We start from the raw sequence: 16019 nt of genomic DNA on the forward strand, positions 1-16019 counted from the left end.
TTTTTAGTTTAGTTCTATTTAACATTAATAGCACCCTGAGCTTTTAGGACATCAATTTTACTGCTAAGCAGACTGTAAACAGCATTGTAATAGTTAATCTGGGCAGCTCTTAAATCGGTTTGCGCAGTAATCAGTTCCAGATAGGTTTTTATTCCTTCTCTGTACTGCAGTTCAATAATACGGTGTACTTCAGCGGCCAGCTCCATATTTTCCTTTAAAGCCAGATAGTTGGCCATACTCGCCTTGTACTGAGCTAAGGCGGATTGATACTCACTATTTACCTGATTGGTAAAGTTTTCTATATCCAAACGTGTTTGCTCAACTTGTTTTTGTGCTATCGAAATATTATTCTTCCTTTTTCCACCTTGAAATATGGGGAAGCCCAAAGTAAGTGCAGCATAAGAATTAGGGAATCCTTGACTGTAAAGCTTGCTTAGGGCATTGTTCTGAAAGTTGCGAATATATGCACCATTGGCAGATACTGAAGGAATATAGCTCCATTTGTTATACTTAACATTCGCTTCCTGTAATCTTAGCTGTGCCTGCAGTTGTTGATACTCTACGCGCTGGGTGTAAACTGCCGTAGATAAGGTATCCAAATAGATTTCATTTTCCAGTGTAGCACTATCGTATTGCAGGGTTAACTCTCTGTCTTCCGGATAATTGATTAGATACTTCAGATTAGCCAACTTAGCTCGTAATGCTTCTTCAATGGCGCGTTTCGAAGCTTGTGCATTGTTTAAAGCAATAGTGGCTCTTTGGTAATCGGTTTTATCTGCTACTCCTGCATCATAACGCGCACGCGCATCTTTTAAGCTCCGCGCCAGCATTGCAATATTTTCTTCCGTAATTCTTAATTGTTGCTGTGTTGCTAGCAGATCATAAAAACTACGAGAAACATTTGCTACAAGATTGATCTTAGCATTTTCCACCTGCTTTTCTGCAATAAAGCGCACATCATCCTTAGTGCGACTAGCCAAAAGCACATCACGATTGAAGATGTTTTGTGTAGCAGTGAATTGCAAAGCTGATGAATTATCAACTCCAAAACGTATAGAATTACCATCCACAATATTTACCGGCAACTGAAAATTGCGCTGATAATTGTAGTTGAAGTTGACTTGAGGATACCAGTCGGCCAATTTGTTCTTTACCTGCAGATCGGTGATTTCTTGATCAATGGTAGCCTTTTTAACTGCAGGCTGATGCTCCAATGCGTAATCAATTAGTGCCGAAAGCGTGGCATCATTTAATGGAGGTTCTTCGCTGTTTTGTGCATGTATTTTCGTACTTATTATCGAAAGTACAAAGAGCAAAAGCAGCAGTGTTTTTCTTCTCATCATGAGTCGCTTCTCTAAACAATAAAACATAAAAAACATAATTTACCTGTCTCATTTTGCTGCCAACACGTCTAGCACGGCAAAACAAACATTAACAGCAAAACATGAGTTTTGTTTAACTCCCTAACAATTAACCAAGTACTTTTTCAGAAGGCAAGAAAACGCTGGTGGTGGAGATAATAGGCTTAGACGCCCTTTTGGCTCCGATATTGCGCCCTGCAAAATATTTTCTCTACGACCTGCAAAGAGGGCTAATGATGATCATTACATCCTTTGCACCTACACCGGGGCGAATATTTAACACAGTTTTCGTTAAATTGTTCAAAATAATAGCCCGGTATTAAATACCGGGCTATATGCATTAGTTGTTGCGCTTTTCTTTTATTTCAATGAGAATTTCGTTCATGAATGCTTCTACACTTTTTGCTCCCGCATCTCCTTTACCTTGTCTACGTACAGATACTTTATTCTCACTCATTTCTTTTTCACCTACAATGAGCATGTAAGGCACTTTGTACAATTCGGTATCACGAATCTTTTTACCAATCTTTTCATTGCGGTCGTCTACTTCGGCCCGTACGCCAGCAGCCCTTAATTTGCCTTGTACCTCCTGTGCATAGGGAAGGAATTTGTCACTAATGGGTAACACTTTTACTTGCACGGGGGCCAGCCACACCGGAAACTTTCCTGCATAATGCTCCAGCAGGAAGCCAATGAAACGTTCGTGAGTACCCAGCGGTGCACGATGTATAATCAACGGCACTTCCGGTTCGTTATTCTGATTGGTAAATGTAAGATTGAATCTGCGTCCTTGCGCGAAGTCTACCTGATTGGTAGCTAAGGTAAACTCCCGTCCGATGGCACTCCAAATCTGTACATCAATTTTAGGACCATAGAAAGCACCCTCACCTTTCACTTCAACATAAGGAATATTGCTTTCTATAAGCACGTTACGAACAAGCTCTTCTGTTTCCTTCCAGAGTTCAGGCTCGTTGATGTACTTCTGTCCAAGCTTTTCAGGATCGTGAAGGCTCAGTCGCATCACATACTTTTCAATACCGAATATCTTAAAATACTTCAGATACATATCGTTTACCGCACGAAACTCATCAGCAAACTGTTCTTTGGTACAATAGATATGTGCATCGTTCATGTGCAGACAACGCACGCGCATCAGTCCGAATAATTCTCCGCTTTGCTCATAGCGATAGCAGGTACCATACTCTGCAATACGATACGGTAAATCACGATAGCTTTTAGGCTCCGAAGCAAAAATGCGGTGGTGATGCGGACAGTTCATGGCTTTTAGATAGTATCGCTCCCCATCTAGTTCCATGGGTGGATACATACTATCGGCATAATAAGGCAGGTGACCACTAGTCAAGTACATGCTTTCCTTAGCGATATGAGGGGTCACTACTCTTTTATAGCCGGCTGCTTCTTCAGTTTCTTTAGCCAGCTTTTCGAGCTCCTCAATAATTATGGTTCCATTTGGTAACCATAAGGGTAATCCTTGTCCCACCATTTCATCCATGGTGAAGATGCCCAGCTCTTTTCCTAGCTTGCGGTGGTCGCGCTTTTTAGCTTCTTCCAGCATGGCTAGGTATTCATCCAATTCTTTCTGATTGGGGAATGTAATACCATATACACGAGTAAGCATCTTATTCTTCTCATCCCCCTTCCAGTATGCACCGGAAACATTGGTAAGCTTAATGGCTTTAATAAAGCCTGTATGCGGTATATGCGGTCCTCTACACAAATCGGTAAAATTACCTTGTGTATAGAAGGTGATTTCGCCATCGTTCAGATTGCCAATCAGATCTAGCTTATATTCATCACCTTTTTCGGTAAAATATTTTAAAGCATCTGCTTTAGGGACTTCCTTACGCACATAAGGACTGTTGGTTTTGGCCAATTCATTCATTTTCTTTTCCAGTGCAGCCAAATCCTCTTCTGACAGTTTTCTGTCGCCCAAATCCATATCGTAATAGAACCCTCCTGAATCCAAGGCGGGTCCCACCCAAAACTTCACTCCAGGGAACATAGCTTCCACGGCTTCTGCCATAAGGTGTGCCGAAGAGTGCCAGAAAGTTTTTTTACCATCCGTATCGTCCCACGTCAGTAACAGCAACTCCGCATCATTATTAATTGGGCGTGTTGCATCCCATACTTCACCATTAACTTTAGCTGCAAGCACCTTGCGTGCCAATCCTTCTGATATAGATTTAGCTATATCCAGCGCAGTTATTCCAGCCTCAAATTCTTTCTTGGCACCATCCGGAAAAGTGATTGTAATCATAACCTGCGATATCAGTTTTTAAAAAAGTTTGCTAAAATACTAAAACTATTTGGCAAGCGGCTGGATTTTTAGAGATTTGAAGATATCCCCTTTTTCTGGAGAACATTTTATGAGAAATAAATTAAAAAAATACCATAGTCATCAGCTATTTCTTTTCGCTTGAAGGCAAATCTGGCATGATTTTGTCAATACAAAAAAGAACGACTCAATTAAACATCATGAAAAAACCCCTCTACCCCGCAATGCTATTATTATGCTTGCCCATTGCGGTCATAGCACAACAACGTGGATTTGCCATCAGCGATAAAGTGATGATTGGCCATAGCTGGACGGTGGGTAATCGTAGTGATGCTTTTAAGCGAGCTTTTCATCCCACTGTACAGGTGGGACGTTCGGCACTGTTCAATGTAAGCGACAATGTAGGAATAGGAATAGGTAGCTTTTTTAGTACAGAAGGTTTTACATTTAAATCAGACAATAATACAGAAGGGGGCAAAGCCGTACAGCGTATGAATTATATACGCCTTCCGCTGAATGCCATTTTTACTTTCGGGGATCAGGCAAATAGGGTCAGACCTCGAATAGGTATTGGTGGCTTAGTAGGATTTCTGGTGGGTGGTAAAAGCTACTTGCTGGACGAAGATGAAGAAGCCTTTGTCGGATTCAAAACCACAAAAATTATGAGCACAAAAGTAGATGCTGGGGCTAGTGGTTTGTTAGGGGTTACTATTAGAATCACCAACGGGCTATACGTCAATCATGATATCAGCTACTATCACGGGTTAGTAGAAAACAAATATGAAGACGATGCCGCCTCTTCTTTCACTCATCGCAATATTGGTGTGAGTATGGGCTTTACTATCACTCCTGAGGCTATCAAGAGCTGGAAAAGTAAAATGAAACATCATTAACTAAAACTTCTTACCATATACTTACTTATCCATGAAAATTCAAAAAGCCGCCATATGATAATAGGCGGCTTTATTCTTTTAATCTATAGCTAGACAAACAAAAAACAATTTTCTCATCATCACATACTACCCTGCCTCAGCCAAACTCCTGAAGTCTACACTCACCAACTTACTTACCCCAGGCTCCTGCATGGTTACACCATATATCACATCAACGGCACTCATAGTAGTTTTATTGTGCGTTACTATAATAAATTGCGAGTTGTTACTGAATTCACGGATCATATTGGTAAACTTACCCACATTGGCATCGTCCAGTGGAGCATCCACCTCATCCAGAATACAGAATGGAGCCGGTTTGATAAGATAAATGGCAAAGAGCAGTGCGGTAGCAGTTAGGGTTCTTTCTCCTCCGCTCAGCTGCGTTAAGGATGTAGGTCTTTTACCCTTAGGCTTTGCAATAACATCAATACCTGTTTCGGCTAGGTTATCCGGATCTTCAAGAACCAAATCGCACTGGTCATCTTCAGTAAACAACGATTTAAATACCTTTTTAAAGTTTTCACGCACCTGATTGAAAGTATCCAGAAATTTCTGATTGGCGGTAGACTCTACCTCCTCAATTGTTTTTAATAAACTCTCTTTAGCATTAATGAGGTCGTTCTTTTGTTCTACGATAAACTCATAGCGCTTTTTCATCTCGGTGAAAGCCTCAATAGCTGTGGGGTTTACTTCACCCAGATTTTCGAGACGTTTCTTCAGCCTATCGGCTTTTTCTTGCAGCTCATCTGCACTGATTTCGGTAGTACGTGCCTCGTCCAGTATGTCCTCCAGCTGAATTTTGAACTCTACATTCAAGCGCTCCTTTGTTCCTGCTAGTTGTAATTTCAACTCATTCAGCTTATCTTTTATAGCAATCAGCAAATGCTCTGCCTGTTCTTTTTCCTTAGCCTTCTGCCGCAGTTCGCTTTCTTTTTCATTTAGCTGATTGCGCAAACTGTAATAAGCTTGATCTGCATCATCCAGCACCTTTTTATCTTCTTCTCGTGCCTGCATTAACTGTTGCAGCTCTTCTTCAACAGCTACTAATGCAGCTTCATTCTGAGCGATGTTCTCGTTGGTACCGGAAAGCTGTTGCGTGCTTTGTTCTATTTGCTTTTCCAGCTCTTCAAGCTGATTGCATTTAAATGTCAGCTCCTGCTTAAGAGCATTGATTTTACTTTGCTGACGTGTAACATTCAGATTAAACTCATTGTAGTAGCTCAGTGCTTCTTCATGGGCGCCTTGTGCAGAACGAAAAGCTTCTTCTGTTTCAGAAAGCTTATTGGCATTTTGCTGTAGCATTTCATTGTACTCCTGCAGTTCGCGGCGCACACTCTCCACCGAAGCTTGGGTTTGCTGCAATTGCTCATTCAGGTCGTCCAGTCTGTTGCGGGCTGCACTCTGCTGTGCCTGAATATTCTCCATTTTATTTTGAAGAGAGAACACCTGGTTCGATAGTTCCTGTATAGCTTTTTCGGTTTCCTTTATGGCGTTTTCTCTCAAATCCTCGTTAAAAGCAATTACCTCATTGTGTTTTGTCTGAATTTTTGTTTTCAGCTCTTGCACTACTGCTTCCTGTGCAGCAATATCTTGCTGTAGTTTTTCGAGATTTTTTGCGCGTCCGATTTTCTTTCCTTCAATCAACCCCACGCTTCCTCCGGTAAGTGTATGCTTACCTTTTACATAACGACCACTCTTTTCAATCACAATAAAGCCGTTGGAATTGTTCAAAGCCTCCTCGCCTTCTGCTATAAATACATTACCTAGAAGGTGTCTGGCAAGATTACTATACTTTTCATCCACCTCTACAACACTTAAAGCCGGAATAGCATTTTCCAATGTATGCGTAGGGGATCCGCTAACTGCCTCATGAATTTTATCTAGTATGAAGAAGTTGGCTTTGCCTTTTTTATGATTATCCAGCAGATGCACGGCTTCCATTCCCTGCTGTAGGTTTTCCACAATATAGTAGTTCAGATATGGTTCCAGTACATTTTCGAGAGCTGTACGGTATTCTTCTTTTACATAGATAATATCCGATAATATCGGAGCATTGTAATTCCAATCTTTATTGCGATGCAGGAACTTCACGCTTTCCGGATAGCCCTCCATGGAATCAATCATGCTCTTCAACAAATCATGCTCATTCTTTTTGGCATCCAGCTTACGGGTTTCTTCGGCTAGTTCATTACGCAACGCATCCAATATTTGCTGGGTTTGCAGAATTTGTTCCTTTGTATACTCATAATGCGCCTGCAACTGTTCCAACGATTGTTTTTGCTCGCTGAGCAATTGTTCTTTTTGTAATTTTTCCGCCTCGAGGGTCTCAAATGTAGCTGCACGCTGTTCTATCTCTTGCTCAATTTGCTGTATGGTGTGCTGCAGGTTCTGAATAGAAGTATCGGCGATAGCTACTTTCTTCTCCGCATCAAATTGGCTGCGCTGTATTTGTTGATTCTCTAGGCGCATTTCATCAAGTGCATTACGCCTTGAATCCAGTACCCCGCGTTTCTCTTCTACTTCTGTTTTATAATTTTCCAGCTGCTCTACCAAACCTTGATAGGCTTTTTCTTCTTCTGCTATCTGTTGCTCGGTAAAAACAATGCTTTCTCTGATACCTTTTAACTGGGCATCGGATTTATCCAGAAATTCTTGTAAGCTGTTTTGTTTTTCCTTAAGATATTGCAGACGCTGTACCGCCAGATTTCTGTCGCCTTCCTTGGTGCGTACTTTTTGCTGCAACTCATTAAAAGCATGCTGCATACTTTGCAATGCGCGCTCTTTCTCTACAAAAGCGTCTTTCTCCTCCTGCAATGCGGCTTCCTGGGCCTGCAGCTCAGCTTCCAGTTGTTGTACTTTTTCGCTCTCAACCTCTTGCTGCTCGGTCAGTTCCTTATAAGTAAGATTAAAACCTTCTAGTGCCGCTTTAGCCAACTCAATGCTCACCTCACGATATTCCTTTTTGATTTCGTGATATTTTTCAGCTTTTTTAGCTTGGCTCTCGAGCGCTTTGAGCTGGTTGTTGATTTCGAAAAGTAGGTCTTCGATACGATTCAAATCCTGCTCAGTAGCATCTAACTTTTGTTTAGCCTCTTTTTTTCGGGTTTTATAGATAGAAATACCTGCAGCCTGCTCCAGCATTTTGCGGCGGCTGTTATCCTTATCACGGATCAGATCATCCACCATATCCAATGCTATGATGGCATAGGAATCGGTACTGATCCCTGTGTCCATAAACAGGTTTTGAATATCTCTTAAACGACATTGTACGTCGTTCAGACGGTATTCACTTTCGCCGCTTTTATAAAATTTACGGGTAATACGAACCGTATTAAATTCGGTAGGTAAGAGGTTTTTTGTGTTCTCAAAAGTGAGGCTCACCTCAGCCACACCACTAGCAGAACGGGTTTTGGAGCCGTTGAAGACCAGACTATCGAGGTTTTCACTACGCAAGGCACTAATCTTCTGTTCGCCAATTACCCAACGGATACTATCGACGATATTCGACTTCCCACATCCGTTAGGCCCCACAATACCTGTAACATTCTGGTCAAAATTCACGATGGTCTTATCAGCAAAACTCTTAAAACCTTTTATTTCCAGACTCTTTAATCTCACGGCTTAAAACGTTTTTTAATTGTAAGGGCGAATATATACTATGTAACGGTAGCGATTCATTCGTTTTATACACAGAAAGCATAGGAAGGTTGTGGAAAAATATTTATCCAAACGTTAAAAGTTGATAAACAACAGGTAGCGTTTCTACATTTCCATCTGCTTTTGCTGCAGTTTCCCCTAATATATTATAAAAATCCGCTAGGCTTTCTGCTTTTGCATGGCGATGTAATAGAGGGGTACGCCTACCAGTACTATGAGTAATCCCACCAATGAAGTGGTCGGTTTATAAATCAGCAGTCCTAGCGCCATAGTTCCGGCCATTAATATGTAAATGACAGGAATAACCGGATAACCGAAAGCTTTATAAGGCCTTTCGGCATCGGGACGTTTTTTGCGTAACCTGAATACAGCGATAATTGTAAGAATATAAAACACCAGTGTAATAAATACTACATAATCCAGCAGTATTCCGTACTTGCCACTTAGGCAAAGAATACTAGCCCAGATGCCCTGAGCCCAGAGTGCCCATTGAGGTACGGCATTTTTATTCAACTGGGCGGCCTGAGGTAAAAATAATTTATCCTGAGCCATCGTATAAAAGACTCTTGCTCCAGTGAGAATCAATCCATTATTACATCCAAATGTAGAAACCATAATCATTACCGCAATAATAGCCGTACCATATACCCCAAAAATGTTAGATGCTGCCGCTGTGGCTACACGATCCTGAAGCGGAAATGCAACATTGGGAGTTGCGGATTCGGTAGGGAAGGCAGCAGCAGCTTCCGATGCTTCAGGAAATAAAGGCAATACAGCAATGTACATTACATTAGTAAGCACATATACAATGGTAACAATTAGGGTTCCCAGAAAAAGACTCAACCCCACGTTACGTTTAGGATTTTTTATTTCACCGGCAATAAAAGTGACGTTTTCCCAGGCCACACTGCTGAATACGGATCCCACCATAGCAGAACTTATCAATCCGATCATTAAGAATATAGAAGCCGGCTCTTTAAATACCGACCAGCCAATCTGACTGCCCGACTCGTCCCTTACAGGCTCGGTAAACTTAAAATCAAAACCGGTAGCCCAATTGGCATTCCATATATCGACCTTGGCCGCCATTAGTAGGCCGAATACAATCAATGCAAATAGCGAGAACAATTTAGCAAGCGTAAATATTGACTGAATCAATTTGCCCTCCCGAATACCCCGCGTATTTACATAGGTAAGAAAAATAATCAATGCTATAGATACTAGCTGCGCCGGATATAACTTAAACCAATCTCCTATCTGAAAAATAATATTTTCATCGGCCATAGTAAGCGCTGGAATAAAATAACCGGCAAATTTGCTAAATGCGACTCCTACGGCAGCGATGGTACCCGTCTGTATAACAGAAAAAAAGCTCCATCCGTACAAAAAACCCGTAAACGGATTGTAAGCCTCCTTAAGATACACGTACTGTCCGCCCGCTTTAGGATACATTGCAGATAACTCCCCATATGTTATAGCAGCAAAAACGGTCATGGCACCGGTTAATATCCATAATGCAATCAACCAGCCGGCACTCCCCACATTCCGTACCATGTCGGCTGTTACGATAAAGATTCCGGAACCAATCATGGAACCAGCCACAATCATAGTTCCATCAAAAAGGCTTAGAGACTGTTTGAGTTTTTCTGCAGACATATTGAAGATTTGTTATAACAGACAAGATAAGATGAAATTACTAAAATCAAAATATTTAAGCCGAATTGTAGGTTCAAAATGCTGTATTACGAGACCTAAAAAACTTTCATTTCAATGTAAAAATTTTCCCAGATTTTTTTTGGAAAGTAGATATTTGTTCCCTTATCTTTGCACTCCCGTTTGAGAGCATGGGATCAGATAACGGGAGTTTAGCTCAGTTGGTTCAGAGCATCTGCCTTACAAGCAGAGGGTCGGCGGTTCGAGTCCGTCAACTCCCACTCAAAAAGCAGCTACAATTTGTAGCTGCTTTTTTGTTTATAATCACACCCCCAAACATCTTGTTTCTTTTATCTCCCTCACTGCATTGCCCTTTACTTCCTACGACATTTTTTACAGCGTTTATGATTAACCATCCAAAATGTAACAATAATTGTTACATTTAAAAAATTGCAGTATTTTTATCTCATGAACAATACTCGATTTGCCACAGCGATCCATATTCTTGTTTTGCTCTCAAAACATAAGGAGGAATGGATAGCTTCTGAATGGCTCGCAGGCAGTATTGGTGTAAATCCGGTGGTAGTGAGACGTGAAATAGCCGCACTCAAGAAAGCAGGTCTGGTAGAATCGTTAAAGGGTAAGGACGGAGGTTGCAGACTTGCTAAAAAAGATAAGGACCTCTTACTGTCGGAAGTATTTACAGCTATAAGCCACACTGACCTATTGGGCAAAAAAAATAAAAACCCCAATCCTCAATGTCCTGTTGGCAAAAATATTAATAAAGAGCTAGACAAACTGTACAATCAAATTGACCAAACAGTTGTCCAATATTTGAAACAATATACATTAAAGGAATTTACCCGGAAATTCGGATAACATTTATATCAAGTATAAAACTTATTAAATATTTACATATGAGCACAGTTGCAGTTATCGGAGCTACAGGATTTGTAGGTTCTAAAGTAGTTACAGAATTAGTAAACAGAGGTTATACAGTAAAAGCCATTGCTAGAGATATTTCAAAACTTCCTCAGCATGAAAAAATTCAGGCGATCAGCGCTGATGTATACGCAGAAGATGATTTAATAGAAAAACTAAAAGGTGCTGATGCCGTAATCAGTACATTTAATGCGGGCTGGGATAACCCTAATCTGTATGATGACTTTCTTAAAGGTTCACGCATTATTGAAAGATCTGTAGAAAAAGCGGGTATTAAAAGACTAATAGTTGTAGGAGGTGCTGGTAGTTTGTATATTGACGGCAAACAAATTGTAGATGGTCCAGATTTTCCTGCAGCTTTTAAACCTGGTGCATTAGCGGCGCGAGATTATCTAAATGAAATTAAAAAAAATACCACACTGGACTGGACCTTCTTCTCTCCTGCTATAGAAATGAATCCCACGACAGCAGGACAAAGAAAAGGCAGTTACCGAACTAATACAGAAAATCCGGTATTTGATGAAAACGGACGCAGTATAATATCAGTGGAAGATGTTGCGGTTGTATTAGTCGATGAATTAGAGAAAGGTCAGTTTATAAGACAACGCTTTACTGCGGCATATTGAAACAGATTTATGAAACGACCTCATGATCATGAGGTCGTTTTTTATACCTCTTTCAAAAACCGAACTATTTTTTTGCATGAGCATTTACATAGGCTGTCACTTGGTCCACTTCCTCACTATTTAAACGAGCTTTTTTAACCATAGAAGCCAATATTGGACGCAGCTCTTCAAATGTTTTAGAAGCTACTGCCTCATCTTTGGGCTTATGACACTTAGTGCACTGATTATTGAAAATAACACTTCCAGCATTAATCACTTCAGCGTCTTTACTAACATTTTCCGAAGTAGGAATGATTGCATCTGTAGCAGCGGGAGTAGCTTTAGGAGTACAAGCTACCGCGAAAGCAATACCTAGAATGACGAATAGGTGTTTCATAAATCATGGCTTTATTGTATTAATACAAAAAGTGCACCATTTATGAAAATATTACCCATCATTTTAGAATGCTTCGTAGCTGATAGGTTCCTGAACCCGCTTTAAATACCAGATATTTCTTTTCACGCTTTACATACTTTAAGGGCACATTACTGGTTATCAGCTCCTTTACATGTTGCGCATATTGAGCATGGCAAGGCAGATAAATCAACGCCGTTGTATTGACAGGAACAGAAACTTTTAAAATAAAATCATTACGCTCTTTTTTCCAATCACAAATAATTCTTCCATAAGGGCTGTCATAATAGCCTTTAGCATAATTCAAATCATCAGCAATAAAAGGCTTTATACTAAAACTCCTAAAGGCCGGTTCAGAAGCATTAATTCCCAAAATAGAGCGATAAAACCATTCCGTAACGGAACCAAACATAGGGTGGTTTTGTGAGTATACATTATCGGAATACTTCCAGGTTTCCCATATAGTAGTTGCCCCTTTTTCAATCATATGCCCCCAACCTGGATAGTCTTTTTGATTGACGATAGTGTAAGCTAATTCCTGTTCATTTTCCCTGCGCATTACATCAAACATCATTTTCGTAGCAAAAATGCCTGTATGCACATGATTTTGTTTTTTTTCAAAAGCCTCCTTCATTCTATCCCTAATCTGATTTTTTTCATCTGTATTAATGATATCGTACCATAGTGGGAAAATCTGTGCAGCCTGTGTACCATTATCAAACACACCATCTCCTTTATAAAATTTATGCAGAATGGCTTCTTTAATTTGTGCACACAGCCGGGCATATCTTTCTGTATCTGTATTTTTATCTAATAAGCGGGAAAAACGTTCCATCAACATAGCATGATGGTAATAAAATAAAGAAGCTGTGAGGGCTTCCGGTTTTTCTTCCAGAGATTCATGATCGCTGATATCCTCGTCATACAAAAAATCGCGAGCATTTTTTTCTAGAAAAGCAATCTGTTTTTGTAAAGAAGCGTAATGTTTTTCAATTACTCTTTTATCCCCATAAAATTCATACAGTTTCTCTACAAGATAGGGATATCCGAGTTGCCAGCCTAAAGGCCCTGATTGATCTCCCGGCCCTTTATCATGTAAGCCTACAAAAGGAGCCGTTTCGGGTATACCCCCTAAAGGGCGTTGATCGTCCTCAAAATCCTGCAATACTTTTCGGTAAAAATTATGCATATCAAAATTGTAGCAGAAAGACTCTAGTGTACAAAACAGATCTCCACCATAACCAAATTTTTCTCTTCCTGCACAATCAGACTGTACACTGAAAATGTTGCTTTTGAAAGTACGCAGTACATTTTCTTGTATCTTATTAAATAAGTCATTTGAACATTCAAACGCACCGCTAACAGATACGTCGGCATGCATAACCAGTCCGCTAATATCGTCAGGAGTAGGAACTCCAGGCCATCCCTTTATTTCTACATATCGAAATACATGAAACGTAAATCTTGGACTCCATACCTCAATGTCATTTCCTGCAGCAATATAACAGTCTTGTTGCCAAGCTATAGGGGGAGCGCCTGGTCCTCCGTTTCCTTTTTTGATCTGTCCTGCCACCGTCGTCATACCATTCAACTGTCCATCGTTATACACATCCTCGCCGTAACGTAGCGATATACGGGTTCCGCGCGGCGCATTTACTTTGATTTGAGCGACACCTGCAAAGTTTTCTCCCATATCTGCAACATATACTCCTTTTGATACCTCATTAATGGCAACGGGTTTAACAATTCTTTTTACTCTAACTTGGGGCTGTAGGTCAGCCACTAGTTTGCCTTTAGGGCCCTCAACAACCATAGCCTGTTTGCCATTGTGCATTTCAGTATCAGAGAGCCATTGGGTAACATTGCGTGCATCATAAGTCTCTCCTAGGTATACATTATTCTTTATCACAGCCCCCTCCTGATATTGCCAGCTATGATCTGTAATAATCTCACTTATCGTACCGTCTACATACATTATCCGTAACTGAGCTATTACAGAAGGGCGACCTGTTGTTAATGCATCGCGAAGATTGTATTTGCCCCAGAAACGCATCGGTAGTGGATTATACCAGCCGTTGCCCACTTGCACACCTATGATATTTTTACCGGAGCTTACTAACGCTGTTACATCATAGGTTCTATACAAGATGCGCTTATCAAAGTTGGTCCAACCGGGCGTTAGTGCATCATCACTTATTTTTTTACCATTGAGATACGCTTCGTAATATCCGGCACCGGTGATATATAGACGTGCAGAGCGAATCTGTTTATCTGTTGTAAACACTTTCTTGAATACCGGCATGGGGTCTTCCTTGTAAAAATCTTCATCCTTTTCCGGGATCTTTTTACCATCATTTATCCAGTGCGCCTTCCAATCAGTGGCATGAAGCATTGCCGTTTCGAACCAAGTAATATCACTCCATCCAGATGCCAACCCCTTTTCATCATACACTCTAACACGCCAATAATATCTGGAAAAAGAAGTCAGGGTGCGGCCTTGATAAACAATACCAATACTTTGCCGAGATTTTATTTTTCCTGAACGCCACATATCAGCCTTCCCTTGATTAATTAATTGTAGGGATGATGCCACCTCTATTTCGTAAGCTGATTGCGATTTATTGTATTGATCACTTTCCAATTTCCAGCCAAGTACGGGCTGCGGGACATCGATTCCCAAAGGAGTAATCACATACTCGCAATGTAGCGCGGTGACCCTTAAGGACTGACCTAATAAAATAAAACTCTGTAGTAACAGGCAAGCAATCGTAATATAACGCACAACTAATATTTTTGAATACCCATATAAGTGACAAAATTAGGCATCACACTTATATCGGCTGCGTTATTATTAAGATATTGTTTTAAGACTTTCACGTACTGCCTCTATCGTTTTATCCAGATCTTCGTAGCTCAATGCATTATTAAGGAACCAGCTTTCAAAAGCAGAAGGCGGTAGATAAACACCCCGCTGCAACATAGCGTGGAAAAACTTTTTAAACAACTCAATATCACATGCTGCCGCACTTGCAAAATCGGTAACAGGCTTATTGCTAAAATGGACACTAATCATACTACCAAAATGATTAATAGTATAAGGGTGCCCCCATTCGCTCAAAACTTTGTCTAACCCATCTTTTAGATATTTTGTTTTGGTATCTAATTCCTGTAACAGAGAGGGATGGTTTTTAAGCTCAGATAACAAAGTATACCCGGCGATCATTGCTATAGGATTTCCACTTAATGTGCCTGCCTGATATACATTACCTAAGGGCGCAACCACTTCCATTATTTCTCTTTTTCCACCGAAAGCACCTACTGGCATACCCGCACCAATTACTTTACCATATGTTACCAAATCGGCATTAATACCTAATCTTTCCTGTGCACCACCTAAAGCTAAGCGAAAACCGGTCATTACTTCATCAAAAATCAACACAATCTTTTCTTCATCACAAATCTGACGCAATCCTTCCAAAAAGCCCGGCTGAGGCAAAATACAGCCCATATTGCCCGCCACTGGCTCGACAATAATTGCGGCAATTTCATTAGGATGTTCTGCAACCAGACGCTTTACCGCTTCGAGGTCGTTATAAGCGCAGGTTAACGTATCGTTTGCTATGGCGGCAGTAACACCCGGCACTGTTTGTATATTGAAAGTTGCTACACCACTACCCGCTTTCACCAGAAAAGAATCGGCATGGCCGTGATAACATCCTTCGAATTTAATAAACTTGTTTCTGCCTGTATAACCTCTAGCCACTCGCAGTGCACTCATACAAGCCTCAGTACCGCTACTTACCATACGAATCAAATCCACATTTGGCACCAGTGATTTTATCAGCTCTGCCATTTTTATTTCAAGCTCCGTAGGTGCACCATATGAGGTGGAGTATGTGGCTTGCTCCTGAATAGCTTTTACAACTGACTCATAAGCATGCCCTAAAATAAGCGGGCCCCAAGAAGCGATATAATCGATATACTGATTGCCATCTTCATCATACAAATAAGCGCCCTTGGCTTTTTTTATAAATAACGGTGTGCCTCCTACACTTTTAAAAGCACGTACCGGAGAGTTAACGCCTCCGGGTATAGAATGCTGTGCTCTTTCAAACAAAGCCTTACTTGTCTCGTAACTATACATATCAATGTTCT

General features: G+C 40.7%; 10 protein-coding genes and 1 tRNA gene. 4 read left to right on the forward strand and 7 right to left on the reverse strand.

Annotated elements, in window-relative coordinates; genetic code table 11:
* Positions 1-14: 14 nt before the first annotated feature.
* A complete protein-coding gene (locus V2H41_RS09715) occupies positions 15-1343 on the reverse strand; it encodes a TolC family protein (protein WP_330974960.1) in 1329 nt (442 codons plus the stop codon).
* Positions 1344-1701: 358 nt separating this feature from the next.
* Positions 1702-3639, reverse strand: a complete 1938-nt coding sequence (gene thrS / locus V2H41_RS09720) for a threonine--tRNA ligase (protein WP_330974961.1) — start codon at positions 3637-3639, stop codon at positions 1702-1704.
* 218 nt (positions 3640-3857) lie between these two features.
* On the opposite strand from thrS, the gene V2H41_RS09725 reads away from it, so the two are divergent.
* Positions 3858-4550, forward strand: a complete 693-nt coding sequence (locus tag V2H41_RS09725; RefSeq protein ID WP_330974962.1) for an outer membrane beta-barrel protein — start codon at positions 3858-3860, stop codon at positions 4548-4550.
* Positions 4551-4676: 126 nt separating this feature from the next.
* Here the strand turns inward: V2H41_RS09725 and smc are convergent, their stop codons facing one another.
* Together smc and V2H41_RS09735 are read right to left on the reverse strand one after the other, a co-directional pair.
* Positions 4677-8210 carry a chromosome segregation protein SMC gene (smc, locus tag V2H41_RS09730; protein ID WP_330974963.1) on the reverse strand — a complete coding sequence of 1178 codons (3534 nt, stop codon included), beginning with the start codon at positions 8208-8210 and terminating at the stop codon, positions 4677-4679.
* Positions 8211-8408: 198 nt separating this feature from the next.
* Positions 8409-9905 carry an APC family permease gene (locus V2H41_RS09735; RefSeq protein WP_330974964.1) on the reverse strand — a complete coding sequence of 499 codons (1497 nt, stop codon included), beginning with the start codon at positions 9903-9905 and terminating at the stop codon, positions 8409-8411.
* A gap of 203 nt (positions 9906-10108) precedes the next feature.
* Between V2H41_RS09735 and V2H41_RS09740 the strand changes: the two genes are divergently transcribed.
* The 3 genes from V2H41_RS09740 (at position 10109) to V2H41_RS09750 (ending at position 11470) form a co-directional block, all read left to right on the forward strand.
* A tRNA-Val gene (locus V2H41_RS09740) sits at positions 10109-10183 on the forward strand.
* A gap of 187 nt (positions 10184-10370) precedes the next feature.
* Positions 10371-10781 (forward strand): Rrf2 family transcriptional regulator, encoded by a 411-nt coding sequence (locus V2H41_RS09745; RefSeq protein WP_330974965.1) that lies wholly within the window; start codon positions 10371-10373, stop codon positions 10779-10781.
* A gap of 38 nt (positions 10782-10819) precedes the next feature.
* Positions 10820-11470: an NAD(P)-dependent oxidoreductase gene (locus V2H41_RS09750; RefSeq protein WP_330974966.1), complete on the forward strand. Its 651-nt coding sequence runs from the start codon at positions 10820-10822 to the stop codon at positions 11468-11470.
* Positions 11471-11534: 64 nt separating this feature from the next.
* Here V2H41_RS09750 and V2H41_RS09755 read toward each other — a convergent pair whose 3' ends face one another.
* The 3 genes from V2H41_RS09755 to hemL form a co-directional block, all read right to left on the reverse strand.
* Positions 11535-11846: a c-type cytochrome gene (locus V2H41_RS09755; protein ID WP_330974967.1), complete on the reverse strand. Its 312-nt coding sequence runs from the start codon at positions 11844-11846 to the stop codon at positions 11535-11537.
* Positions 11847-11904: 58 nt separating this feature from the next.
* Positions 11905-14646 (reverse strand): family 78 glycoside hydrolase catalytic domain, encoded by a 2742-nt coding sequence (locus V2H41_RS09760; RefSeq protein ID WP_330974968.1) that lies wholly within the window; start codon positions 14644-14646, stop codon positions 11905-11907.
* A 69-nt stretch (positions 14647-14715) separates the two neighbouring features.
* Positions 14716-16008 carry a glutamate-1-semialdehyde 2,1-aminomutase gene (gene hemL / locus V2H41_RS09765; protein WP_330974969.1) on the reverse strand — a complete coding sequence of 431 codons (1293 nt, stop codon included), beginning with the start codon at positions 16006-16008 and terminating at the stop codon, positions 14716-14718.
* Positions 16009-16019 lie beyond the last annotated feature (11 nt).

Origin of the sequence: Niabella digestorum (assembly GCF_036409055.1) — a bacterium.
GTDB lineage: Bacteria > Bacteroidota > Bacteroidia > Chitinophagales > Chitinophagaceae > Niabella > Niabella composti.

Bases quoted from the DNA above. Each gene is read 5' to 3' on its own strand.
- V2H41_RS09715 (WP_330974960.1), bottom strand. From the start codon at position 1,343: ATGATGAGAAGAAAAACACTGCTGCTTTTGCTCTTTGTACTTTCGATA.
- thrS (WP_330974961.1), bottom strand. From the start codon at position 3,639: ATGATTACAATCACTTTTCCGGATGGTGCCAAGAAAGAATTTGAGGCT.
- V2H41_RS09755 (WP_330974967.1), bottom strand. From the start codon at position 11,846: ATGAAACACCTATTCGTCATTCTAGGTATTGCTTTCGCGGTAGCTTGT.
- V2H41_RS09745 (WP_330974965.1), top strand. From the start codon at position 10,371: ATGAACAATACTCGATTTGCCACAGCGATCCATATTCTTGTTTTGCTC.
- hemL (WP_330974969.1), bottom strand. From the start codon at position 16,008: ATGTATAGTTACGAGACAAGTAAGGCTTTGTTTGAAAGAGCACAGCAT.
- V2H41_RS09725 (WP_330974962.1), top strand. From the start codon at position 3,858: ATGAAAAAACCCCTCTACCCCGCAATGCTATTATTATGCTTGCCCATT.
- V2H41_RS09735 (WP_330974964.1), bottom strand. From the start codon at position 9,905: ATGTCTGCAGAAAAACTCAAACAGTCTCTAAGCCTTTTTGATGGAACT.
- V2H41_RS09750 (WP_330974966.1), top strand. From the start codon at position 10,820: ATGAGCACAGTTGCAGTTATCGGAGCTACAGGATTTGTAGGTTCTAAA.